General features: G+C 70.8%; 21 protein-coding genes and 1 pseudogene. 10 read left to right on the plus strand and 12 right to left on the minus strand.

The window, feature by feature from the left end:
* Window positions 1–41: 41 nt before the first annotated feature.
* Window positions 42–653: a PadR family transcriptional regulator gene (locus V2W30_RS21780; RefSeq protein WP_338698907.1), complete on the plus strand. Its 612-nt coding sequence runs from the start codon at window positions 42–44 to the stop codon at window positions 651–653.
* Window positions 654–660: 7 nt separating this feature from the next.
* On the opposite strand, the gene V2W30_RS21785 is transcribed toward V2W30_RS21780, so the two are convergent.
* Together V2W30_RS21785 and V2W30_RS21790 are read right to left on the minus strand one after the other, a co-directional pair.
* Complete coding sequence (locus V2W30_RS21785; RefSeq protein WP_338698908.1) at window positions 661–2,088, minus strand: glutamate decarboxylase; 1,428 nt, start codon at window positions 2,086–2,088, stop codon at window positions 661–663.
* A 40-nt stretch (window positions 2,089–2,128) separates the two neighbouring features.
* Complete coding sequence (locus V2W30_RS21790; protein WP_338698910.1) at window positions 2,129–3,433, minus strand: ion channel protein; 1,305 nt, start codon at window positions 3,431–3,433, stop codon at window positions 2,129–2,131.
* Between the two features lie 88 nt (window positions 3,434–3,521).
* On the opposite strand from V2W30_RS21790, the gene V2W30_RS21795 reads away from it, so the two are divergent.
* Window positions 3,522–4,286: a MerR family transcriptional regulator gene (locus tag V2W30_RS21795; RefSeq protein ID WP_338698911.1), complete on the plus strand. Its 765-nt coding sequence runs from the start codon at window positions 3,522–3,524 to the stop codon at window positions 4,284–4,286.
* Window positions 4,287–4,298: 12 nt separating this feature from the next.
* Here V2W30_RS21795 and V2W30_RS21800 read toward each other — a convergent pair whose 3' ends face one another.
* Window positions 4,299–4,673: a YbjQ family protein gene (locus V2W30_RS21800; protein WP_338698913.1), complete on the minus strand. Its 375-nt coding sequence runs from the start codon at window positions 4,671–4,673 to the stop codon at window positions 4,299–4,301.
* Between the two features lie 135 nt (window positions 4,674–4,808).
* Here V2W30_RS21800 and V2W30_RS21805 point away from each other — a divergent pair.
* Window positions 4,809–5,465: pseudogene (locus V2W30_RS21805) on the plus strand (DedA family protein); the annotation flags it as partial.
* Between the two features lie 42 nt (window positions 5,466–5,507).
* On the opposite strand, the gene V2W30_RS21810 reads toward V2W30_RS21805, so the two are convergent.
* Both V2W30_RS21810 and V2W30_RS21815 read right to left on the minus strand, forming a co-directional pair.
* Window positions 5,508–7,181, minus strand: coding sequence for a threonine/serine ThrE exporter family protein (locus tag V2W30_RS21810; protein ID WP_338698915.1), 1,674 nt, complete (start codon window positions 7,179–7,181; stop codon window positions 5,508–5,510).
* Between the two features lie 119 nt (window positions 7,182–7,300).
* Window positions 7,301–7,792, minus strand: a complete 492-nt coding sequence (locus V2W30_RS21815; protein WP_164303342.1) for an inorganic diphosphatase — start codon at window positions 7,790–7,792, stop codon at window positions 7,301–7,303.
* An 86-nt stretch (window positions 7,793–7,878) separates the two neighbouring features.
* On the opposite strand from V2W30_RS21815, the gene dacB reads away from it, so the two are divergent.
* The 6 genes from dacB to folE all read left to right on the plus strand — a co-directional run bounded on the left by dacB (window position 7,879) and on the right by folE (window position 15,333).
* A complete protein-coding gene (gene dacB, locus V2W30_RS21820; protein ID WP_338698919.1) occupies window positions 7,879–9,369 on the plus strand; it encodes a D-alanyl-D-alanine carboxypeptidase/D-alanyl-D-alanine endopeptidase in 1,491 nt (496 codons plus the stop codon).
* A 64-nt stretch (window positions 9,370–9,433) separates the two neighbouring features.
* The gene (locus V2W30_RS21825) at window positions 9,434–10,582 is read left to right on the plus strand and encodes a zinc-dependent metalloprotease (protein WP_338698921.1); all 1,149 of its coding nucleotides are present in this window, start codon (window positions 9,434–9,436) and stop codon (window positions 10,580–10,582) included.
* 207 nt (window positions 10,583–10,789) lie between these two features.
* On the plus strand, window positions 10,790–11,788 hold the full coding sequence (tilS, locus tag V2W30_RS21830) for a tRNA lysidine(34) synthetase TilS (RefSeq protein ID WP_338698922.1): 999 nt from the start codon (window positions 10,790–10,792) through the stop codon (window positions 11,786–11,788).
* A gap of 44 nt (window positions 11,789–11,832) precedes the next feature.
* The gene (gene hpt / locus V2W30_RS21835; protein ID WP_338698924.1) at window positions 11,833–12,393 is read left to right on the plus strand and encodes a hypoxanthine phosphoribosyltransferase; all 561 of its coding nucleotides are present in this window, start codon (window positions 11,833–11,835) and stop codon (window positions 12,391–12,393) included.
* Window positions 12,394–12,598: 205 nt separating this feature from the next.
* Window positions 12,599–14,614, plus strand: a complete 2,016-nt coding sequence (ftsH, locus tag V2W30_RS21840) for an ATP-dependent zinc metalloprotease FtsH (RefSeq protein WP_338698926.1) — start codon at window positions 12,599–12,601, stop codon at window positions 14,612–14,614.
* A 113-nt stretch (window positions 14,615–14,727) separates the two neighbouring features.
* Window positions 14,728–15,333, plus strand: coding sequence for a GTP cyclohydrolase I FolE (folE, locus tag V2W30_RS21845; RefSeq protein ID WP_338698928.1), 606 nt, complete (start codon window positions 14,728–14,730; stop codon window positions 15,331–15,333).
* A gap of 11 nt (window positions 15,334–15,344) precedes the next feature.
* On the opposite strand, the gene V2W30_RS21850 is transcribed toward folE, so the two are convergent.
* The 6 genes from V2W30_RS21850 to V2W30_RS21875 all read right to left on the minus strand — a co-directional run bounded on the left by V2W30_RS21850 (window position 15,345) and on the right by V2W30_RS21875 (window position 20,364).
* Window positions 15,345–15,824, minus strand: a complete 480-nt coding sequence (locus V2W30_RS21850; RefSeq protein WP_338698930.1) for a DUF3180 domain-containing protein — start codon at window positions 15,822–15,824, stop codon at window positions 15,345–15,347.
* 54 nt (window positions 15,825–15,878) lie between these two features.
* A complete protein-coding gene (folK, locus tag V2W30_RS21855; RefSeq protein ID WP_338698932.1) occupies window positions 15,879–16,478 on the minus strand; it encodes a 2-amino-4-hydroxy-6-hydroxymethyldihydropteridine diphosphokinase in 600 nt (199 codons plus the stop codon).
* Window positions 16,475–16,834 (minus strand): dihydroneopterin aldolase, encoded by a 360-nt coding sequence (gene folB, locus V2W30_RS21860; protein WP_338698934.1) that lies wholly within the window; start codon window positions 16,832–16,834, stop codon window positions 16,475–16,477. Before folB ends, folK begins: the two co-directional genes overlap by 4 nt.
* 212 nt (window positions 16,835–17,046) lie before the next feature.
* Window positions 17,047–17,568, minus strand: a complete 522-nt coding sequence (locus V2W30_RS21865; RefSeq protein WP_425244576.1) for a nuclear transport factor 2 family protein — start codon at window positions 17,566–17,568, stop codon at window positions 17,047–17,049.
* The gene (gene folP, locus V2W30_RS21870; RefSeq protein ID WP_338698935.1) at window positions 17,565–18,428 is read right to left on the minus strand and encodes a dihydropteroate synthase; all 864 of its coding nucleotides are present in this window, start codon (window positions 18,426–18,428) and stop codon (window positions 17,565–17,567) included. Before folP ends, V2W30_RS21865 begins: the two co-directional genes overlap by 4 nt.
* 49 nt (window positions 18,429–18,477) lie before the next feature.
* Complete coding sequence (locus V2W30_RS21875; protein ID WP_425244577.1) at window positions 18,478–20,364, minus strand: phosphatidylglycerol lysyltransferase domain-containing protein; 1,887 nt, start codon at window positions 20,362–20,364, stop codon at window positions 18,478–18,480.
* Between the two features lie 199 nt (window positions 20,365–20,563).
* On the opposite strand from V2W30_RS21875, the gene V2W30_RS21880 reads away from it, so the two are divergent.
* Entirely contained in the window at window positions 20,564–21,667 is a 1,104-nt protein-coding gene (locus V2W30_RS21880; protein WP_338698939.1) for an alpha/beta hydrolase, read from the plus strand.
* Here V2W30_RS21880 and V2W30_RS21885 read toward each other — a convergent pair.
* Window positions 21,660–22,823 (minus strand): betaine/proline/choline family ABC transporter ATP-binding protein, encoded by a 1,164-nt coding sequence (locus tag V2W30_RS21885; protein ID WP_338698941.1) that lies wholly within the window; start codon window positions 22,821–22,823, stop codon window positions 21,660–21,662. The two genes, V2W30_RS21880 and V2W30_RS21885, sit on opposite strands and share 8 nt — an antisense overlap.
* Window positions 22,824–22,971 lie beyond the last annotated feature (148 nt).

The raw sequence follows: 22,971 nt of genomic DNA on the forward strand, positions 1-22,971 counted from the left end.
CGTGCTGTTCCGGTGATCAGGCAGGCCATAGTCTGGGACGCATGTCAACGATCCGGCTCCTGGTGCTCGGTGCCGTACGCCAGCACGGCCGCGCCCACGGCTACCAGGTGCGCGCCGACCTGGAGTACTGGGGCGCGCACCAGTGGTCGAACGCGAAGCCCGGGTCGGTGTACCACGCGCTCAAGGCGATGGCGAAGCAAGGACTGCTGCGCGCCCACGAGACGGCGCCCTCCCCGGCCGGCGGCCCGCCGCGCACCGAGTACGAGCTCACGGAGCAGGGCAGGCAGGAGTACCTGGACCTGGTCCGCGCGGCGCTGACCTCGTACGACCAGCGGCCCGACAACCTCGCGGCGGCCCTCGGCTGCATGGTCGACCTGCCGCGCGAGGAGGTCGTGGCCCTGCTGGAGGAGCGGGTGCGCCGCGTCGAGGAGTGGCGGCGCTCGGTCACCGAGTACTACACGCCGGCGGAGGGCCCCGAACAGCTGGGCCACATCGGCGAGATCATGAACTACTGGGTCCACTCGGCCGACAGCGGCGCGGAGTGGACCTGCTCCCTGATCGCCCGCGTCAAGGCCGGCGCGTACACCTTCGCCGGGGAGGGCGAGCCGCTCGTGGGCGTCCTCGCGGAGGGCGAGAAGAACCCGTACGCGTAGCGGCGCCCTAGTGGTGGAAGCCGGTCGCCGCGTCCCGGTCGTGGGTGAACGGGTGCGGCTGGCGCCGCAGTTCGGGCAGCAGCTGGGACAGGTCGTCGATCAGCAGGTGCGCGAGGTCGGACGAGAAGCCGTTGCGGCACACCACGCGCAGCACCGACAGATCCTCCCGGTGCGCGGGGAACGTGTACGCGGGCACCAGCCAGCCGCGCTCCCGCAGCCGCCGTGACACGTCGAAGACGTCGTACGCGCTCACGTCCGGCGCGGTCGTGAACGCGAAGACCGGCAGCTCGTCGCCCCGGGTGAGGAGCCGGAAGTCGCCGAGCGCCTCGATCCGCTCGGCGAGGCCGCGCGCCACGTCCCGCGTGGCCTGCTGCACGGCGCGGTAGCCCTCGCGGCCCAGCCGCAGGAACGTGTAGTACTGCGCGACGACCTGGGCCCCGGGGCGCGAGAAGTTGAGGGCGAAGGTCGGCATGTCGCCGCCCAAGTAGTTGACGCGGAAGACCAGTTCCTCGGGGAGCGCGTCCGTGTCGCGCCACAGCGCCCAGCCCACGCCCGGGTAGACGAGGCCGTACTTGTGGCCCGACGTGTTGATGGAGGCGACCCGCGGCAGCCGGAAGTCCCAGACGAGGTCCGGGTCGAGGAACGGCGCGACCATCGCGCCCGACGCCCCGTCCACGTGCACCGGGATGTCGAGCCCGGTCTGCTCCTGGAGGGTGTCGAGCGCCGCGCACAGGTCGGCGATCGGCTCGTACGACCCGTCGAAGGTGGAGCCGAGGATGCCGACGACGCCGATCGTGTTCTCGTCGCACAGCTCGGCGGCCGCGGCCGGGTCCAGATGGAAGCGGTCGCCCTCCATCGGCACCTGGCGCGCCTCCACCTCCCAGAAGTTGCAGAACTTCTCCCAGCAGACCTGCACGTTCACGCCCATGACGAGGTTGGGCCGGGCGTCGCGCGAGGGGTAGCGGTCGGCGTTCTTCCGCGCCCAGCGCCGCTTGAGCGCCATGCCCGCGAGCATGCACGCCTCGCTCGACCCGGTCGTCGAACAGCCCACGGCGGTCGTCGGATCGGGCGCGTTCCACAGGTCGGCGAGCATCGCCACGCACCGGCGCTCCAGCTCGGCCGTCCGCGGGTACTCGTCCTTGTCGATCATGTTCTTGTCCCGGCACTCACCCATCAGGACACCGGCCTGCGGTTCCATCCAGGTGGTGACGAAGGTGGCCAGGTTCAGGCGCGCGTTGCCGTCCAGCATCAGCTCGTCGCGGACCAGCTGGTACGCGGTCGTGGGCGCGAGCGGGCCGTCGGGCAGGCGGTGCTTGGGCGGCGCGTCCGTCATCCCGGCCGCGGGGTTCGCCTCGCCGTAGAAGGGATTGACGGCGACGGGCCGTTCGTCCGGCTTGCCGTACCGGTCCGCGGGGCTCTGGTGCAGCGGTGACATGGCCGAGACTCCTTTGCGTACGAGACTGGGGGCGGTGGCGTCAGCGCAACGCCGTACCGTCCTCCGACAGTTGCATCTGCGGGCGTCCCGTCACCAGGAGCCAGGCGGGCAGAGATGCGATGCACATGAGGGCGATGATCGCGGGCGACGCGACGAGGACGGCGGCCGTGAAGAGGCTCACCCAGCCGGAGCGGGTGACGGCCAGCAGCACGCCGAGCACGCCGGCCGCGACCCCGACCGACGCGTTCACGTCCGGCACGAGCGCGTGCGCGAACAGGCCGAAGGCGGCGCCCACGAACACCGCCGGGAAGATCCGGCCGCCCCGGAACCCGCAGGAGGCGGCGATCAGCAGCGCCGCCAGCTTCACCACGGCCAGCAGCGCGAAGGACCCGGCCGACCGCCCGTCCGGGTGCGCGGCGATCTCCTTGACCTCCTCCAGGCCCTTGAAGAGCGTCAGTTCGCCGCCCAGCACGCCGAGCAGGCCGAGCACGAGCCCGCCGACGGGCAGCATCAGCATCGGGTGGCCGAGCCGGCGGAAGGCGCCGTGCACGTACGGGAACGCGTACACGGCGACCATCGTGAGGGCGGCCGCCGCGCACGCGACGACGATCGACGCGAGCAGATCGCGCCAGCCCGGGTCGCCGAACGGGGCCAGTCCCAGGTCGAACGAGGGAGAGGCGACGAGTGTGGTGGTCAGGGCGCCCGCGGCGGCGGCGAGCAGCGGCCCGAAGAGGTTGTCCCACAGCGAGCCCTTGAGCGGCATCGGCCGTCCCGCCAGCGCCTCGGAGACCAGCAGCGCGGCGGCGATCGGGGTGCCGAACAGGGCGCCGATGGTCGCCGCCGAGGCCAGGTTCGGCCACAGGGCGCCGGGCGCCTTCGGCAGCAGCTTGCGGCCGAGCCAGAACATCAGGCCCACGTTCACGGCGATGATCGGGTTCTCGGGGCCGAGGCTCGGCCCGCCCGCCAGCATCAGGGCGGCGGCGACCGCCAGGCCCGGCAGCACGTACGGGGGCAGGGGCTCCTCGCCGCCCAGGCCCATGGTCGCCGGGTCGGGGCCCGCGTGTCCGGGGGCCTTCCAGATGACGAGGCCGACCGCGACGCCCGTCAGAGTGAGCATGACGATGATCCACAGCGACGAGTAGCCGCCGACGCCGAGCGCGTCGGGCAGGTCTTCCCACAGCACGTCCTGGAGCCGCTCGGCGATCCAGCTCAGGCCGAGGAACAGCAGACTGCACACCACGCCGACCACGACCGCGGGCACGACGAGCGGCAGCAGCGTGCGTGCGGACACGGGCGGCGGTGTGGGCGGGGCCGGTGGCGTCGCGGCGTCGACGGGAGTACTCACGGCGACACCCTAAGCGGACATAAGACACATAACACCTGGAGGGGTGTGGGCTTGCACCTCACGTGACGTGAGGACGCAGGCTGGGGTCATGAGTTACTCCGTGGGCCAGGTGGCCGGATTCGCCGGTGTCACGGTGCGCACCCTGCACCACTACGACGAGATCGGGCTGCTCGTCCCGAGCGAGCGCAGCACGGCGGGCCACCGCCGCTACAGCGAGCAGGACCTGGACCGGCTCCAGCAGGTCCTCTTCTACCGGGCGCTCGGCTTCCCGCTGGACGAGGTCCAGACCCTCCTCGACGACCCGGCGACGGACCTGCGCGCCCACCTCAGGCGCCGGCACGAGGTGCTGGTCGCCCGTATCGAACGACTTCAGAAGATGGCCGACGCCGTCGAACACGCCATGGAGGCACAGAAGATGGGCATCCAGCTCACGCCCGAGGAACGGTTCGATGTCTTCGGGGACAAGGACCCCGAGCAGTATGCGGAGGAGGCCGAGCAGCGCTGGGGCGGCACCGAGGCGTACACCGAGTCGCAGCGGCGGGCCGCGTCCTACAGCAAGGCCGACTGGGCGCGCATGAAGGAGGAGGTCGACGACTGGGGCACCCGGTACGCGGCCCTCGTCCTCGCGGGCGAGGCGCCCACCGGGGAGGCGGCCATGGACATGGCGGAGGAGCACCGTCTCCATGTGACGCGCTGGTTCTTCGACGTCCCCTATGAGATGCACGTCTGTTTCGGCGACATGTATGTGGCCGACGAGCGCTTCAAGGCGTACTACGACTCCATGGGGGAGGGCGTCGCGGAGCACCTGCGTGACGCGATCCACGCGAACGCGGCCCGCCACCAGGAGGCGTGACGCACTCCCCGGCTACACCATGGGCTCCTGGGCGATGACGACGGCGGTGCCGTACGCGCACACCTCCGCGGCCCCGTCCATCGCCTCGGTGACGTCGAAGCGGAACATGAGCACGGCGTTGGCGCCCCGCGCCCGCGCCTGCTCGATCAGCCGGTCCATGGCCTGGTTCCGCGTCTCGACCAGCGTCTTGGTGAGCCCCTTGAGCTCGCCGCCGATCATCGACTTCAGGCCCGCGCCGATCTGGCTGCCGAGGTGCCGCGACCGTACGGTCAGGCCGAACACCTCACCGATGACCTGCTGCACCCGGTAGCCCGGCACGTCGTTCGTCGTGACGACGAGCACATCGGACTGCGGGTTCTGGCCGCTGCCGAACTCTTCGATACCCATACGGACAGGTTTGCCACAGTTGACGCACAGTGCATCCTGAGAGGGCCACTGGAACCTGGCACGGAGAAGCGGCGTTGATAGCTTTGCACCGCCCTTACTCTTGCCTGCCCCACCACCCCTCAGGAGCCCGGACCCGTGATGACGCTTGCTCTCGGACCAAGCTGGCTGGACCCGGACCACCTGCTGAACACGTTCGGCATCTGGGGCCTGCTGCTGATCGTCTTTGCCGAGTCGGGCCTGCTGATCGGCTTCTTCCTGCCGGGTGACTCCCTGCTGTTCACCTGCGGCCTGCTGATCACGGCGGGCACGCTGGACTTCCCGCTGTGGGCCGCGATCGTCCTGATCTGTCTGGCCGCGATCCTCGGCGACCAGGCGGGCTACATGTTCGGCAAGAAGGTCGGCCCCTCGCTCTTCCGCCGCCCGGACTCCAAGCTGTTCAAGCAGGAGAACGTGGAGAAGGCGCACGACTTCTTCGAGAAGTACGGCCCCAAGTCGCTGGTCCTGGCCCGCTTCGTGCCGATCGTCCGCACGTTCACGCCGATCATCGCGGGCGTCTCCGGCATGAAGTACCGCTCGTTCCTCACGTTCAACGTGATCGGCGGCATCCTGTGGGGCGCGGGCGTGACGCTGCTCGGCTCCTGGCTGGGCAACATCGACTTCGTGCACGAGAACATCGAGGCGATCCTGATCCTGATCGTGCTCGTCTCGGTGGTGCCGATCGCGATCGAGTTCCTGCGGGCCCGCAGCAAGTCCAAGAAGGCGGCCCCGGCCGACCCGGGCACGGTCCCCCCGCCGTCCCCGTCCCAGCGCGGCCGCCACGCCAAGCGGTAGGGCCTAGAAACCCCTGGTCCGCTTGGCCGCGCGGCGGCCCGAGGCTCCGGGGGAGCGGATGAACAGGCGGGAGATCTCGCCCCCCAGGTTCACCCCGATCGCGATGGCCATCGCCAGCGCGGCCGCCTTGGACAGGGAGACGAGCCCCGCGTCCACGTCGTTCTGGGCGATGGCCAGCAGCCCGAAGTAGGTCGCCGAACCCGGCAGCAGCGGGCCGATCGCCGCGGTGACGTACGGCAGCGCCGACGCGAACTGGTACCGCGAGAAGAGCTGGCCGAACAGGCCGACCAGCCCGGCGGCGGCGGCCGTGGACGCGACCGGCGAGATCTCGCCCGCGTAGTGCAGGGCGCCGTAGACCACCCACGCCACGCCGCCGTTGAGCGTCACCGCGAGCACCGTCGACCGCTCCTGCTGGAGCAGCACGGCGAACGCGAGCGACAGCGCCATCGACGCCGCGATCTGCCAGTAGGGCCGCTCGACGACCTTCAGGGCCGCCTCGGGATTGAGCTGGGCATGCAGCTGCACGCCCACGTACAGCATGATCAGCACGCCGACGACGATGCCCACGAAGAAGTACATGACTTCCAGGAGGCGGGCCGACGCCGTGATGTAGAAGCCGGTCAGACCGTCCTGCACGCCCGCCACGAGCGCCCGCCCCGGCAGCAGCGCGAACAGCCCACCGGTGATCACCGCGGACGCGCCCACATGGACGTAGTCGTCCGCCAGGGTGAGCAGCACCCCGATCGCCGCGGGCGGCATCGCGGCCACCGTGAACTGGTAGAACTCCGGGAACCCGCGCCCCGCGCACAGCCACGCGAGGCGGTCGCCGAGCATCGCGCCGAGCGCCGCCGCGATGAACACGAGCACGTCACCGCCGACGAGGATCGAGGCGGACCCGGCGAGCAGCCCGCTCGCGGCGGTCAGCGCCCACCCCGGATACGGGTGCCGGTTACGGCGGATCTCGGCGAGCCGCCGGTAGGCCTCCTCCAGGGTGACCCCGGCGGCCTCGTCGTCCGCGTCGCTGATGTCGTCGACGAGCCGGAACACGGCCGCGAGCCGGTTGTAGTCGGTGCCCCGGCGCCGCACCGTGCGCGACGCGGTCACCGGATCGTCCACCAGCGACGGCTGGAAGGTGATCGACAGCAGGGTGAACGTCACCGTCGGCTCGCACCGGTCGAGCCCGTACGAGCGGCACACGGCGAACATCGCCGCCTCCACGTCCTCGGCCCCCTCGCCGCCGGCGAGCAGCAGCTCACCGATACGCAGCGTCAGGTCGAGCACGCGCGGCACGGCGGGCCCGGCGTCGTCCTCCTTGTGGACCTTCTCCGGCGCGGGCCGCTCGGCCACCGGCATCCGCAGCATCGTGCGCATCCGGTCCTGCCAGGGCGCCTCCTTCGTCAGCCGGACCACGGGGATGCCGTGCGGCGGGGTGAAGGCGGGCGGCGACTGCCGGGCGCTGTACGTCCTCGGCGGAGTGAACGCGGAGCCCTCCGACTCGGCGGCGTCGTGCGCCTGCACGCTCAACCCCTGGGGGAGCGAGAACTCCGACGTGGTCGACGACTCCTCGTCGGCCACCGGAGGCGTCGACACGACCCCGACGGGCTGGGTGAACGCACTGCGCGCCTCGTCGGACTGCGGCTTGCGGTCCTCGGCGGACTCAGGATCCCGCTCGGTCACCTCTTGCCTTTCGTACGACTGCGTATGCGTCTACCTCCCGTACGCCTCAGTATGCGCACGAATACGCGGACGGGCCGCACGACAGATGTCGTACGGCCCGTCCGTCAGGAGGAGGTGGTTCAGTGACCGCCCTGGTCCTGAGCGCGCTTGTACGAACGCTCGATCTCGGCCTCGGCCTCGGTGCGGCCCACCCAGTCGGCGCCCTCGACGGACTTGCCGGGCTCCAGGTCCTTGTAGACCTCGAAGAAGTGCTGGATCTCCAGGCGGTCGAACTCGGAGACGTGGTGGATGTCGCGCAGGTGCTCCATCCGCGGGTCCGTCGCCGGGACGCACAGCAGCTTGTCGTCGCCGCCGGCCTCGTCCGTCATCCGGAACATGCCGATCGCGCGGCACTTGATGAGGCAGCCGGGGAACGTCGGCTCGTCCAGGATGACCAGGGCGTCCAGCGGGTCGCCGTCCTCGCCCAGCGTGTTCTCGACGAAGCCGTAGTCCGTCGGGTAGGCGGTCGAGGTGAACAGACGACGGTCCAGACGGATACGACCGGACTCGTGGTCGACCTCGTACTTGTTCCGCGATCCCTTCGGAATCTCGATCGTGACGTCGAACTCCACCGGTGGCTCCTCCATGATCAACACAAACTTCTGGTGGTTAAGTGTCCCCTACGCAGGTGTGTGATCGCGAAAGGGGCTGGTCCGCGGTGCCGGAGCTGAAGGCTTCGCAGCTTCTGACAGGGGCGGCGAGGACCGCTGCCCAGTCTGTTGCGAAGTCCACGACCAAGCACGTCACGGTGGGTGCCACCGCCGTGGGCCTGGCCCTCGCCGCTGTCGTGGTGGCGACGGCCGGCCCCTGGGACTCTTCGGGTCAGCGTAAGGCCGAGGCGGTCCGGGCGGCTTCCCAGGAGAGCGGGGGTGGCGCAGATCACGGCCGCAGGACCCCCGGGGCCCCGTCGGCCGCGCCCAGCGCCCCCGCCGTGCTCGCGGCGCCGGGGTCGTCCGTGCCGGGACCGACGAAGCGGGCCCTGGCCGACGTGCTCGACCCGCTCCTGAGGAATCCGGACCTCGGCACGCGCCGCGCCGCCGCGGTCGTCGACGCCGTCACCGGTGAGCGCCTCTACGGCAAGTCCGCGGGCGACGCCCTCACCCCGGCGTCCACCACGAAGATCGCGACGGCGGTCGCGGCGCTGTCCGCGGTCGGCCCCGACCACCGCATCGCCACCCGCACCGCCCTGGAGAAGGACTCCGCGGAACTCGTCCTGATCGGCGGCGGCGACCCCACCCTGACGGCCCGCGAGAAGAATCCTTACGGTGCCGCCGACCTGCGCACCCTCGCCGACGAGACCGCCGCGTCCCTCAAGCGGGGCGGCACCACCGAGGTCACCCTCTCGTACGACACCTCGCTCTACTCCGGGCCGGCCACCCACCCCATCGGCCCGAACGAGAACCTCGCCCAGGTCAGCGCCCTGATGGTCGACGAGGCCCGCACGGACGGCTCCGGCAGCGGCCCGGCCCCGCGCGCGGCCGACCCGGCGGCCGCCGCCGCGGCCACGTTCGCCGGCCTGCTCCACGACCGCGGCATCAAGACCAAGGGCACCCCCGGTCCGAGCAAGGCATCCGGCCAGGCCGAGGACGTCGCGAAGGTCGAGTCGCCGCAGCTGTCCGCCCTGGTCGAGCGGATGCTGACGCACAGCGACAACGACATCGCCGAGGCCCTCGCCCGCCAGGTCGCCGTCGCCTCCGACGAGAGCCACGACTTCGACGGCGCGGGCAAGGCCGTCGAGAAGCAGCTGGAAAAGCTCGGACTCCCGCTCTCCGGCGCCCACTTCGCCGACGGCAGCGGCCTCGACCGCGCCGACAAGGTCTCCGCCGCACTCCTCACGGAACTGCTCACCAAGGCCGCCGACACCACCCGCCCCGAACTGCGCTCCGTCCTCACGGGCCTGCCCGTCGCCGGCTTCACGGGCACGCTCAGCAGCCGCTACGAGGACGAGGCCGACGCCTCGGGAACGGGCCTGGTGCGCGCCAAGACCGGCACCCTCACCGGCGTGAACACCCTCGCCGGGACGGTCGTCGACGCCGACGGGCGGCTGCTCGTCTTCGCGTTCATGACGGAGGGCGCCGCGGTGCCCTCGTCGGCCCAGGCCGGACTCGACCGGCTCGCCTCGTCCGTCGCCAACTGCGGATGCCGCTGAGAGTCAGGGTTCACTCCGGGTTCAACCCCCTCCGCGTACCCAAAGGGTCACGTACCGTTGACGCATGACGAGCCTCGGTGGTGCTGCATCTTCGGGAATGGTCGACTGGAATCTCGCGGTGGCGACCGCGACCCGACTCGTACGACCCGGCCCAGAGGTGAGCCGGGACGAGGCCCGTGCCGTCGTCTCGGAGCTGCGCCGGCACGCCAAGGCCTCCGAGGAGCACGTGCGCGCCTACACGCGCCTCGGTACGGAGGACGCGCACGACACCCCGATCCTCGTCGTGGACCGGGCGGGCTGGGTGAAGGCCAACGTCGCGGGCTTCCGTGAACTCCTCAAGCCCCTGCTCGACAAGATGCAGGAGCGCCGCGGCTCGGGGCCGGGCCCCGCGATGCTCGGCGCCGTCGGCGGCAAGGTCACCGGCGTCGAACTCGGCATGCTCCTGTCGTTCCTGTCCTCCCGCGTCCTCGGCCAGTACGAGACCTTCGCCCCCGCCTCCCGCGACCTCCCGGCCGCGCCGAACGGAGGCGGCAGGCTCCTCCTCGTCGCGCCGAACATCGTGCACGTGGAGCGCGAACTCGACGTGGACCCGCACGACTTCAGGCTCTGGGTCTGCCTGCACGAGGAGACGCACCGCACCCAGTTCACGGCCGTGCCCTGGCTGCGCGACCACCTGGAGGGCGAAATCCAGTCGTTCCTCGCCGAGACCGAGGTCGACCCGACGACGTTCCTGGAGCGCGTCCGCGAAGCCGCCCAGTCGCTCGCGGGCGGGCGCCCCGAGGGCGAGGAGGACGACGGCGGCCGGTCGCTCGTCGAACTGGTGCAGTCGCCCGCCCAGCGCGAGATCCTGGCCCGCCTCACCGCCGTCATGTCCCTGCTGGAGGGCCACGCGGACTACGTGATGGACGGCGTCGGCCCCGCGGTCGTGCCGTCGGTCGGTGAGATCCGCGAGAAGTTCCAACAGCGCAGGCAGAAGGGCGCTTCCCGGCTCGACCTCGCCCTGCGCAAGCTCCTCGGCCTCGACGCCAAGCTGCGCCAGTACCGCGACGGCGAGAAGTTCGTCCGCGCGGTCGTCGACGAGGTCGGCATGGACGGCTTCAACCGTGTGTGGACCTCGCCCAACACGCTGCCGACCAAGGCGGAGATCGCGAAACCGGCGGACTGGGTCGCGCGGGTGCACAACAAGACAGACGGCGCTCACGAGGCGCCGTAAGCCACGCCAGGAATTGCTCAGGATCACCCATCCGAGGGACCGTAGGCCGTGGGTAGGCGTGCAATGCTCAGGGAATGGCTCGGCTCTGTCACCATCGACACACTCTGCGTGACCGAAGTCACCGAGTCACCGTTGAGCGACTAAGCCGTTCTAGTTGATTCCTAGTTGGCGCCCACCCCCCAGACAACGGAATGAAGGGAACCGGACATGGGTCCCCATCCTGCGGTCGCGGCGATACGCCTGGCGGTCCGCCGCGTCCTCCACGACATCCTCAGCGAACACCCCGCCCCCTCTGAGCCTGTGGTCCTTGTGGCCTGCTCCGGCGGCGCCGACTCCATGGCGCTCGCCTCGGCCCTCGCCTTCGAAGCCCCCAAACTCGGCATCCGCGCCGGTGGCATCACCGTCGACCACGGTCTGCAACCCGGCTCCGACACCCGTGCCGAGGACGTCGTGCTGCGCCTGACCGCCCTCGGCCTCGATCCCGCCGAGTCCGTCGCCGTGGACGTGGGCCGTGCGGGCGGCCCCGAGGCCGCCGCGCGTGACGCCCGCTACGCCGCCCTGGACGATGCCGCCGAGCGCCACGGCGCCGCCGCCGTCCTGCTCGGCCACACCCGCGACGACCAGGCCGAGACCGTCCTGCTCGGCCTCGCCCGCGGCTCCGGCATCCGCTCCCTGTCGGGCATGGCCGCGATCTCGGGGGCCGGCGGCCGGTACCGCCGCCCCTTCCTCACGCTCGACCGGCAGACCGCCCGCAAGGCGTGCCTCGTCCAGCACCTGCCCGTCTGGGACGACCCGCACAACACCGATCCCGCCTACACGAGGTCGCGACTGCGCCACGAGGGACTGCCCGCCCTGGAGAAGGCGCTCGGCAAGGGTGTCGTCGAGGCACTCGCCCGTACGGCCCAGTTGTCCCGCGACGACGCCGACGCGTTGGACACCTGGGCGCAGCAGGCCGCCGATTCCGTCCGGGACGCGGCCGGGCTCCTGGAATGCGCCAAGCTCTACGCGCTGCCGCCCGCCGTACGCCGCCGCATCCTGCGCAAAGCCGCCATCGAGGCCGGTGCCCCGGCCGGCGCGCTGTTCGCCCGGCACATCGAAGAGGTCGACCGTCTGATCACCGGATGGCGGGGTCAGGGGGAGATCAATCTCCCGGGCAAAGTCGTCGCCCAGCGGCAGGGTGGCAGACTGGTCATCCGGCAAGGCTGATCCGGCGGCTCACGTCGCGGCGGCCGGTGTGACGACCGAAAGTGATGCGGGTGGACGCGAAAGACATGGGCACCGACCTCAAGTCGGTGCTCATCACCAAGGAAGAGATCGACGCGAAGCTGGCCGAGCTGGCCGCGAAGATCGATGCGGAATACGCGGGCAAGGACCTGCTCATCGTCGGAGTCCTCAAGGGCGCCGTCATGGTCATGGCGGACCTGGCTCGGGCCCTGTCCACCCCCGTCACGATGGACTGGATGGCGGTGTCCTCGTACGGCGCGGGCACCCAGTCGTCCGGCGTCGTGCGGATCCTCAAGGACCTCGACACCGACATCAAGGGCAAGCACGTCCTGATCGTCGAGGACATCATCGACTCCGGTCTGACGCTGTCCTGGCTGCTGACGAACCTCGGCTCGCGCGAGCCCGCCTCGCTGGAGGTGTGCACGCTGCTGCGCAAGCCGGAGGCGGCCAAGGTCGCGATCGACGTGAAGTGGGTCGGCTTCGACATCCCGAACGAGTTCGTGGTCGGGTACGGCCTCGACTACGCCGAGAAGTACCGGAACCTGCCGTTCGTCGGCACGCTCGCGCCGCACGTGTACGGCGGCTGAAGGCGCGTCAGGCACTCTCGCCCCGGCGGGAACCCTCAGGGGATTCCCGCCGTTGGAGCATGCGAAGGGCAGATTGTCGGCCGTCCCCTGCGGCTTCGGGTCACAATGCTGGGGTACCGTCCGAAGAACAGTTCTTCAAACAGCTTCAAACAGCCTTATCAAACTCACTATGGCAGGAGGGACGGGGCGACTTCGCTCCGTATGGATGGACGTGAAGCGATACTTCCGTGGGCCGGTCATGTGGATCGTGCTGGCCGTCCTTGCCGTGGTCGTGTTGATGCAGGTCGTCGGTTCGTCCGGCGGCTACAAGACGGTGGACACCGGCCAGGTCATTCAGGCCATCGACGACAACAAGGTGAAGCAGGCGAAGCTCACCACCGGCGATGAGAACACCATCAAGGTCGAGCTCAAGGACGGCCAGAAGGTCGACGGGTCGAGCAAGATCCAGGCCAGCTACATCGGCGACCAGGGCGTCGAGGTGGCCAAGGATCTCCAGGCCAAGTTCGAGGACAAGCAGATCCCGGACGGGTACACCGTCTCCCCGACCAAGCAGAACGCCTTCGTCGGCATCCTGCTGTCGCTGCTGCCCTTCGTCCTCATCGTCGTCGTCTTCTTGTTCCTGATGAACCAGATGCAGGGCGGCGGCTCCCGAGTCATGAACTTCGGGAAGTCCAAGGCCAAGCTCATCACCAAGGACACCCCGAAGACGACGTTCGCCGACGTCGCCGGTTCGGACGAGGCCGTCGAGGAGCTCCACGAGATCAAGGAGTTCCTCCAGGAGCCGGCCAAGTTCCAGGCCGTCGGCGCCAAGATTCCCAAGGGCGTGCTGCTCTACGGCCCGCCCGGTACCGGTAAGACGCTCCTCGCGCGCGCCGTCGCCGGTGAGGCCGGGGTCCCGTTCTACTCGATCTCCGGTTCCGACTTCGTCGAGATGTTCGTCGGTGTCGGTGCCTCCCGTGTCCGTGACCTCTTCGAGCAGGCCAAGGCGAACGCTCCGGCGATCGTCTTCGTCGACGAGATCGACGCGGTCGGCCGCCATCGCGGCGCCGGCCTCGGCGGCGGTCACGACGAGCGCGAGCAGACGCTCAACCAGCTGCTCGTCGAGATGGACGGCTTCGATGTGAAGGGTGGCGTCATCCTGATCGCCGCCACGAACCGGCCCGACATCCTCGACCCGGCGCTGCTGCGTCCCGGCCGTTTCGACCGCCAGATCGCGGTCGACCGTCCGGACATGCAGGGCCGTCTGGAGATCCTCAAGGTTCACCAGAAGGGCAAGCCGGTCGCGCCCGACGTCGACCTGGCGGCCGTCGCCCGCCGTACGCCCGGCTTCACGGGTGCCGATCTCTCCAACGTCCTGAACGAGGCCGCGCTGCTCACGGCCCGCTCGGACCTGAAGCTGATCGACAACCACATGCTGGACGAGGCGATCGACCGTGTGGTCGCGGGCCCGCAGAAGCGGACCCGGATCATGTCGGACAAGGAGAAGAAGATCACCGCGTACCACGAGGGCGGACACGCCCTGGTCGCGGCGGCGTCTCCGAACTCCGACCCGGTGCACAAGATCACGATCCTCTCCCGGGGCCGTGCTCTCGGCTACACGATGGTCCTGCCGGACGAGGACAAGTACTCCACCACGCGCAACGAGATGCTGGACCAGCTCGCGTACATGCTGGGCGGCCGCGCGGCCGAGGAGCTCGTCTTCCACGACCCGACGACGGGTGCCGCGAACGACATCGAGAAGGCCACCAGTACGGCCCGCGCGATGGTCACGCAGTACGGCATGACCGAGCGGCTCGGCGCGATCAAGTTCGGCGGTGACAACACCGAGCCGTTCCTGGGCCGCGAGATGGGTCACCAGCGCGACTACTCGGAAGAGGTCGCCGCGCTCGTCGACGAAGAGGTCAAGAAGCTCATCGAGACGGCGCACAACGAGGCCTGGGAGATCCTCGTCGAGAACCGCGACGTTCTCGACAACCTGGTCCTCGCGCTGCTCGAGAAGGAGACGCTGAACAAGGAGCAGATCGCCGAGATCTTCACTCCGATCGTGAAGCGCCCGGCCCGCCCCGCGTGGACCGGCTCCTCCCGCCGCACCCCCTCGACCCGCCCGCCGGTGCTCTCCCCCAAGGAGCTGTCACTGACGAACGGGGCGAACGGATCGGCGCCCGCCATCGAGACCACCACCCCGGTGGACACGGTGAAGGAAGAGCGTCCCGAGAGCTGACCCCCCGGGTCCCGTCAGACCCGGAATGCATGCCGCGTCCCCCACGCTTTACGGTGTGGGGGACGCGGCGTTTTTGCTGCCGCGCGGGTGTACGTACAGGAAGAGGCAGCAGAATGACCGACCCGGTGACGCTGGACGGCGAGGGCTCGATCGGCGAGTTCGACGAGAAGCGGGCCGAGAACGCCGTGCGCGAACTGCTCATCGCGGTCGGCGAGGACCCGGACCGCGAGGGCCTGCGGGAGACGCCGGCCCGTGTGGCCCGTGCGTACAGGGAGATATTCGCGGGCCTGTGGCAGAAGCCCGAGGACGTGCTGACGACGACGTTCGACCTGGGGCACGACGAGATGGTCCTGGTGAAGGACATCGAGGTGCAGTCGAGCTGTGAGCACCACCTGGTGCCGTTCGTGGGCGTCGCGCACGTCGGGTACATCCCGTCCGCCGACGGCAAGATCACGGGGCTCTCGAAGCTGGCCCGGCTCGTGGACGTCTACGCCCGGCGCCCCCAGGTGCAGGAGCGCCTGACGACGCAGATCGCGGACTCCCTGATGGAGATCCTGGAGCCGCGCGGCGTCATCGTCGTCGTGGAGTGCGAGCACATGTGCATGACGATGCGCGGGGTGCGCAAGCCCGGCGCGAAGACCATCACGTCGGCGGTGCGCGGGCAGCTGCGCGACCCGGCCACCCGCAACGAGGCGATGAGCCTGATCATCGGGCGCTGAGGCGCCCCGCCTCAGGCGGTCGCGGTGCTCTCGGTGTCGTCGTCCTCCGGGAGCTTGCAGACGCGCTCCAGGAAGAGGGCGGCCGCTATCACCGCGACGCCGGCGAGGACCGAGAACCCGGCGTAGATCGCCTGATCACGCCGGGCCGGTACGTCCAGGTACTCGAGCAGGAACGCGCCGGTGCCGCCGTACATGCCCGCCACCAGCGCGGCGACCAGCGCACTCGCCTGGCCGAAGACGAGGGCACGGGCCGCCATCATCGGGTCGACGCCCTTGGCGCCGGGGCGGCGCTCGCGCTGGGCGCGCAGCCGGGAGCGGATGGACAGCGCCGTCGCCAGCAGCACGGCGGCGATCACCGCGAGCACGATGGGGGCGGCCAGCGGGACCCGCGGCAGCGTGCCGACGGAGTTCCACAGGCGGGCGCCGGCCCAGGACAGGACTCCGGCGACGACGAACAGGCCGGCCAGTGTCCTGATGCGCAGTTGCTTCATCCCCGGTGGTCGCCCCTCTTGGTGTGTTCGGATCTGCCCGCTAGACCCTAACGACTACTCGGGCAGCCGGAGTTCCAGGTCGGTGCGCGGCGCGACGCCGTCCCGGGTCAGGGCGGTGAGCAGCGCCTCCACGGCGCCCAGGCCGGGCAGCTGCGCCTCCGGCTCCACGTCGTGCCAGGGAGCGAGCACGAAGGCCCGCTCGTGGGCCCGCGGGTGCGGGAGCGTGAGCACCGGATCGTCCGAGACCACGTCCGCGTAGGCAACGATGTCGACATCGATGGTGCGCGGGCCCCAGCGCTCGTCCCGTACGCGGTGGAAGGCCTCCTCGACCGCGTGCGCGCGCTCCAGGAGCGACGACGGGGGCAGGGTCGTCTTCAGGACCACCACCGCGTTGAAGTACGAGGGCTGGCTGTCGGGGTCGACGCCCCAGGGCTCCGTCTCGTAGACGGGGGAGACGGCTTTGACGCGGACGCCGGGGGTGTCCTCCAGAGCGTCGATGGCGCCCTGGAGGGTCTCCAGGCGGTTGCCCAGGTTCGAGCCGAGGGAGAGGACGGCGCGCTTGGGGTTGGAGAGGGTGGTGTCGGCCGCGTCCACCTGTTCCACCACGGAGGACGGAACCGGCTGGACGGTCGGGTCGAACTGAGTCTTGTTCATGCTCGGCTCCGGGTGATGGTGACGGTCACGTCGTCGAAGGGCACGGTGATCGGCGCGTCCGGCTTGTGGACGCAGACCTCGATCTCCAGCACCCCCTCGTGCTTGAGGCACGTCCGGGCGATGCGCTCGGCGAGCGTCTCGATGAGGTCGACGGGCTCGCCTTCGACGACGGCCACGACCTCCTCCGCCACGATGCCGTAGTGCACGGTCTTCGCCAGGTCGTCGTCGGCCGCCGCCGCTCGGGTGTCCAGGCCGAGGACCAGGTCCACGATGAAGGTCTGGCCCTCCTCGCGCTCCTTGGGGAAGACGCCATGGTGCCCGCGGGCCTTGAGGCCGCGCAGCGCGACACGATCCACGCGAATCACTCCTGCAATCGTCGGTGAAGGCCGGTCCCACCGATGTGCGGTCGGTGCACCGGCCTCGATCGAATCTACCTGCGAGCACTGACATCGCTCGCCCGCGGGGGCTATGGACAGAAGGGCTCGAGGCTGGTAGCCGCCTATACCCGGACGATCGTGGAACGAACCCCCGGGCCGGAATTCCGGCCCGATCAGGGGCGCCTACCCACTCAGGCGGGTGATCCGTCGTCGTCCGGGTTGCCGTCGGGGTCGGAATCGTCGTCCGCGTCGGCGAGCACCGGGGAGGCGTGGTGCGACCACAGCTTCCAGCCGTCGCGGGTGCGCCGGAACACGTTGGTGGCGACGACGCGCTGGCCGACCAGCGGGCCGAGCTCGCCGCCCTCGTCGGGGGCGGGGCCGCCGCTGAGGATGTTCTCCGTGCACGTCACCAGGGCGGTGTCGGCGACGACGCTGATGTGCACGTCGGTCAGGAAGAACTGGATGTACTCGGTGTTCGCCATGATCAGCGCGTACGAGCGCAGGACCTCGCCGCGGCCGGTGAGCGCGGGCCAGCCGGGGTGCACGCAGCTGATCGACGTGTCCTCGGCGTCCTCCGGGTCGGCGTCCTCCGCGTAGCTGACGTCCTCGGGGGCCAGCCACAGGGAGGTGAGCTCCTCGAAGTCGCCGCGCTCCATGGCTTCGTAGAAGGAGCGGTTGGCCGTGTCGACGGCCTGGGTGTCGGTGCTGGTCACTGGGCTCCCTCGACCGCGCGGGCCACGCGGACGGCGTCGGCGGTGGCCCGTACCTCGTGGACGCGGACCGCCCAGGCGCCCGTGTGCGCGGCGAGGGCGGAGACGGCGGCGGTGGCGGCGTCGCGCTCGCGCGCGGGCGGCGGGGCGCCCTGCTCGGCGGCCAGGACGTGGCCGAGGAACCGCTTGCGGGAGGCCGCGACCAGGACCGGGTGACCGAGGGCGCGGAGCTTGTCGAGGTGGGCGAGCAGAGCGAGGTCGTGCTCGGGTTCCTTGGAGAAGCCGAGGCCCGGGTCGACGACGATGTGGTCGGGGGCGATGCCGCCCGCGACGACGGCCTCCACGCGCGCGTGCAGCTCGCCGACGACTTCGGAGACGACGTCCTCGTAGACCCCGCGGACGTTGCCGCCCTCCAGGAAGCCGCGCCAGTGCATGACGACGAAGGGGGCGCCCGCGGCGGCGACGACGGGGACCATCGCCGGGTCGGCGAGGCCGCCGCTGACGTCGTTGACCAGCGCGCCGCCGGCCGCGAGCGACTGCTCGGCGACGCTGGCGCGCATGGTGTCGACGGAGACGGTGACGCCTTCGGAGGCGAGACCCCGTACGACGGGGATGACGCGCTTGAGCTCCTCGTCCTCGTCGACGCGGGTGGCGCCGGGGCGGGTCGACTCGCCGCCGACGTCCACCAGGTCGGCGCCCTGGGCGACCAGGTCGAGGCCGTGCTTGATCGCGGCCGTGGTGTCGAACCACCGGCCGCCGTCCGAGAAGGAGTCGGGTGTCACGTTGACGACTCCCATGACCGCGCAGCGGTCCCAGACGGGGAGGTGGGCTACGTGGCCACGGGAGGCCTGCGACGTGCTCATGCTTCCAGCGTAGGGCCGCGGGAGGGATGCCCGCGCCGCCCCCGCGGCGCTATGCCGTCCGCACCTCCCGCTCCCGGCGGTCGTGGGCGCACGGGCGGGGCTCGGGGGCCCGGTGGCGCAGCGGGCGCGGCAGGCGCAGGGTCACGAAGCCCTCGGCCCGCATCGCCGCCCAGCCGATCCTCGGGAGGTCCTTCGAGGAGCGGTAGACCACGAAGCGGGGTTCCCAGCGGGGGCGGAACTTGGCGTTGAACCGGTAGAGCGACTCGATCTGGAACCAGCGGGAGAGGAACACCAGGAGGCCGCGCCAGGCGCGCAGGACCGGTCCTGCGCCGATCTTCTCGCCGCGGGCGAGCGCCGCGCGGAACATCGCGAAGTTGAGCGAGACATGGGTGATGCCGAGCTTCGGGGCGGCCTGGAGGGCGGCCACGATGAGCAGTTCGTTCAGGCCGGGGTCGGCGGAGCGGTCGCGGCGCATCAGGTCGAGGGAGACGCCGTCCGTGCCCCAGGGGACGAAGTGGAGGACCGCTTTGAGGTCTCCGTAAGGGCTCGGAGTCTGCCCCGGGTCGGTCGTCCGGTCTTGTGCGGTCGTCCGGTCCTGTGCCGCCGTCCGGGCCTGGGTGATCGTCTGGTCCTGGGCGGTCGTCCGGGCCTGTGCCGCCGTCCGGTCCTGTGCGGGCGGGCCGCTCTTGTAGGCCGTCGCGATCAGACAGGCGCCGTCCGCCTCGTCGCCGATGCGGCCGAGCGCCATGGAGAAGCCGCGCTCGGTGTCGGTGCCGCGCCAGTGGTCGACGGCGTGGCGGACGCGGGCCAGTTCACCGGGGGAGAGGTCACGGACGCGCCGCACCCGCGTCTCGTAACCGGCGCGCTCGATGCGCTTGACCATCTGGCGTACGTTGCGCATCGCACGCCCGGTCAGGGAGAAATCCGCGACGTCCACCACCGCCTCGTCGCCCAGTTCGAGCGCGTCGAGGCCGGTCTCGCGGGTCCACACCTCGCCGCCCGTCTCGGAGCAGCCCATGACGGCCGGGGTCCAGGAGTGGGCGCGGGCCTCGTCCATGAAGCGCTCGATGGCGCCGGGCCACGCCTCCACGTCCCCCACGGGGTCGCCGCCGGCGAGCATCACCCCGGAGACGACGCGGTAGCAGACGGCCGCTTTGCCGCTCGGGGAGAAGACGACCCCCTTGTCGCGGCGGAGCGCGAAGTGGCCGAGCGAGTCGCGTGCGCCGTGCTTGTCGAGGAGGGCGCGCAGGCGGGCCTCGTCGTCCGAGGTGAGGCGCGCGGCCGGATGCTCGGGCCGGAACGCGAGGTAGACCGTGGTCAGCGCCGTCACCATGCCGAGGGCGCCGAGCGAGAGGGCGACCGTGTGGGAGGTGCGGCCCGCGTAGTCGAGGGGTCCGTCGAGGCCGAGGAGCCCGTACAGGACGTGCTCCAGGCGGTCGGCGAGGCTCGGGCTGCCGACGAGCTTGTTCGGGTGGACGCTGACGATGGCCAGGCCGATCAGGACCGAACCGGCGCTCATCAGGACGAAGTTGGCGAGTGCGCGCCAGCGGCTGCGCGGGTCGGGCAGCGCGTCGAACTGGTCGCGGTGCCGGGCCAGGAGCCACAGCAGGACCAGCGGGATGACGACGCCCGTGAGGGAGTGCCGGTACGCGAACTGGGCGCAGGCGCCGAACGGCAGCAGCACCACGGCCGCCCGCCAGGCGCGCCGCTTGCGGCGGCGCAGGCCGTGCGCGAGCAGGAGCAGCAGGACGCCGCTGCTCAGCGCGAGGGCCGCGGCGAACGGGCCGAGCGCGCCCGGCAGCACTTCGGCGAGGGTGTGCATCCGGCTGTGCCGGAACCGCGGGAAGACACCGGCCGCGATGTCCAGGAAGCCGACCAGAACGCAGGCTCTGGCGATCAGGGCGGGTACGGACTCCGGTCGCGGACCGCGCGTCATGCGCCGCATCCGGCTCGGAACCCCTCGCGAACTTTCCGCATCTATCCTGACGAACATCGCATTCCCGTAGTTCCGCGAGAAACGTGAACGCGGGGCCATTTCCGGCATCCGCGACTTGCGCCCTCTAGGACGAGGCGGCGGCGAACCGGGTTCACTCCCGGCCGGAAAAGAACCGCAAAGGGTGGGGAAAGGGCGTCCCGTGGATCTCACCAGTCATCAAGTGCTCGTCCTCGCGGTGCTGTTCGCCGTGGCGCTCTTCCTGGGCACGGTCGTGCTCTGGCCGCGGCTGGCGCACCGTTCCTGGCGGTCCGTCACCGGGCGTGTGGGGCTGCTGCTCGCGACGCAGGTGGCGATCTTCGTCGCGGTCGGCCTCGCCGTGAACCAGGCCTTCGGGTTCTACGCGACCTGGGCCGACCTCTTCGGCCAGGAGCGGGGCCAGGGCGTGGTGACGGACCACGACACGGCGGCGCGGCGCGGGCCCGTGCACCTGGTGTCGCGGCAGGACGCGACCGGGCGCGGGGAGACGCGGCCCGCCGTGGGCGGACAGGTGCAGAAGGTCGACGTCGTCGGCCGGACGTCGCGCATCGCGGCGTCCGCGTACGTCTATGTGCCGTCGGAGTACTTCCAGGCGCGGTACGCCCGTACGAGGTTCCCCGCGGCCGTCGTGCTGACCGGCTATCCCGGTACCGCCGAGGCGCTCGTCGAGCGGCTGCACTACCCGCGGACCGCGCGGGCGCAGGCCGCGGCCGGCGTGATGCGGCCGATGATCCTCGTGATGATGCGGCCGACCGTGGCGCCGCCGCGCGACACCGAGTGCGTGGACGTGCCGGGCGGGCCGAAGGCGGAGACGTTCTTCGCCGCGGACCTGCCCGAGGAGATGAGCCGCCACTACAGGACCGCGGGGAAGTGGGGCATCGTCGGCGACTCCACCGGCGGTTACTGCGCCCTGAAGATGGCCCTGCACCACCCCGACGTCTACGGTGCGGCGGCCGGTCTGTCCGCGTACTACAAGGCGCCGTCGGACCCGACGACCGGTGACCTCTTCCACGGGGACCGGGAGGCGGAGAACCGGGCGGACCTGATGTGGTGCCTGGACCGTCTGCCGCCGCCCGCGACGTCCCTCCTGGTCACCAGCAGCAGGCAGGGCGAGCGGAACTACCGCAGCACGCGGAAGTTCATCGCGCACGTGAAGGCGCCCACGCGCGTGTCGTCGATCATCCTCGACAGCGGTGGGCACAACTTCAACACGTGGCGCCGGGAGATCCCCGCGACGCTCGCGTGGCTCAGCGAGCGCCTTACCTGACGAGCGGTTCCACGGTCTCCAACTCGACGTCCGCGCGCGGGATGTCGCGGGCGTCGGCCGTGGTGGAGCGGCGCAGCGCCTCGTGCAGCCGGGCGGGGGTCAGGACGCCGAGGAAGCGGCCCTCGCTGCGCTCGTCGATGACCGCGATCCAGCCCGCGTCGTGCTGGAGCATCGTCGCGAACGCCTGCTTGAGCGAGGCGCCCACCGGCAGCCACGCCTCCATGCGGCGTGCGTGGTCGCGTACGGTGTCGCCCTTCTTGGCGGCCACGCGCGCGTGCTCGGCGGAGATCCAGCCGTGCAGGTTGTTCTCGTGGTCGAGGACGACGGCCCAGCGGGCGTCGAGCTCCCGGGGCAGCGGGTCGTCGAGGTGCACGACCGGCGGCTGCTCCAGGTCGTCCTCCTCGATCGGGGTGACCGACAGGCGCTTGAGTCCGCGGTCGGCGCCGACGAAATCGGCCACGTAGTCGGTGGCGGGGGCGCCCAGGACGGCCGACGGGGTGTCGTACTGCTCGATGCGGCCCGCCCCGTAGACGGCGATCCGGTCGCCGAGGCGGACGGCTTCCTCGATGTCGTGCGTGACGAACAGGACCGTCTTGCCGAGCGTCTGTTGCAGGCGCAGGAACTCGGTCTGGAGGTGGTCGCGCACGACCGGGTCGACGGCGCCGAACGGCTCGTCCATCAGGAGGACCGGCGGGTCGGCCGCCAGCGCCCGTGCCACGCCCACGCGCTGCCGCTGGCCGCCGGAGAGCTGCTCGGGGTACCGGTCGCCGAAGACCGCCGGGTCGAGGCCCACCAGGTCGAGCAGCTCGGCGGCGCGCTCACGGGCCTTGGCGCGCTTGACGCCGAGCAGGTGCGGCACGGTCGCGGTGTTGTCGAGCACCGTCTTGTGCGGGAAGAGGCCCACCTGCTGGATGACATAGCCGATACGGCGCCGGAGCCGCACCGGATCGATCGTGGATATGTCGTCGCCGTCGAGGAATATCCGGCCCTCGGTGGGTTCGATGAGCCGGTTCACCATCTTCATCGTCGTGGTCTTGCCACAGCCCGAGGGGCCGACGAGCGTGACCAGTTCACCCTCGGCCACCTCGAAGGACAGGTCGTCGACGGCGGTGGTGCCGTCCGCGTATCGCTTGCTGACGTGCTCGAACCGGATCATGAGACCCCATTCTGCCGGGCCGGCTCCGTGTTGGGGACAGCCGTACAAGGCAGTTGTGTAAAGGCAGTGTTGCGGTGCGGGGGCGGGTATCGGCCATTGTCAGTGGCGGCGGCTAGGGTCGTCGGCAGTCGGAAACCTGTGTGCGTGT

The organism is Streptomyces sp. Q6 (assembly GCF_036967205.1).
Classification (GTDB): Bacteria; Actinomycetota; Actinomycetes; order Streptomycetales; family Streptomycetaceae; genus Streptomyces; species Streptomyces citrinus.

Excerpts from the sequence above, each read along its gene's own strand:
- V2W30_RS21875 (WP_425244577.1), bottom strand. The coding sequence starts at position 20,364 with ATGACGCGCGGTCCGCGACCGGAGTCCGTACCCGCCCTGATCGCCAGA.
- V2W30_RS21850 (WP_338698930.1), bottom strand. The coding sequence starts at position 15,824 with ATGAAGCAACTGCGCATCAGGACACTGGCCGGCCTGTTCGTCGTCGCC.
- V2W30_RS21795 (WP_338698911.1), top strand. The coding sequence starts at position 3,522 with ATGAGTTACTCCGTGGGCCAGGTGGCCGGATTCGCCGGTGTCACGGTG.
- V2W30_RS21780 (WP_338698907.1), top strand. The coding sequence starts at position 42 with ATGTCAACGATCCGGCTCCTGGTGCTCGGTGCCGTACGCCAGCACGGC.
- V2W30_RS21785 (WP_338698908.1), bottom strand. The coding sequence starts at position 2,088 with ATGTCACCGCTGCACCAGAGCCCCGCGGACCGGTACGGCAAGCCGGAC.
- folE (WP_338698928.1), top strand. The coding sequence starts at position 14,728 with ATGACCGACCCGGTGACGCTGGACGGCGAGGGCTCGATCGGCGAGTTC.
- folK (WP_338698932.1), bottom strand. The coding sequence starts at position 16,478 with ATGAACAAGACTCAGTTCGACCCGACCGTCCAGCCGGTTCCGTCCTCC.
- folP (WP_338698935.1), bottom strand. The coding sequence starts at position 18,428 with ATGAGCACGTCGCAGGCCTCCCGTGGCCACGTAGCCCACCTCCCCGTC.
- ftsH (WP_338698926.1), top strand. The coding sequence starts at position 12,599 with ATGGACGTGAAGCGATACTTCCGTGGGCCGGTCATGTGGATCGTGCTG.
- V2W30_RS21800 (WP_338698913.1), bottom strand. The coding sequence starts at position 4,673 with ATGGGTATCGAAGAGTTCGGCAGCGGCCAGAACCCGCAGTCCGATGTG.
- V2W30_RS21885 (WP_338698941.1), bottom strand. The coding sequence starts at position 22,823 with ATGATCCGGTTCGAGCACGTCAGCAAGCGATACGCGGACGGCACCACC.
- hpt (WP_338698924.1), top strand. The coding sequence starts at position 11,833 with ATGCGGGTGGACGCGAAAGACATGGGCACCGACCTCAAGTCGGTGCTC.
- V2W30_RS21825 (WP_338698921.1), top strand. The coding sequence starts at position 9,434 with ATGACGAGCCTCGGTGGTGCTGCATCTTCGGGAATGGTCGACTGGAAT.
- tilS (WP_338698922.1), top strand. The coding sequence starts at position 10,790 with ATGGGTCCCCATCCTGCGGTCGCGGCGATACGCCTGGCGGTCCGCCGC.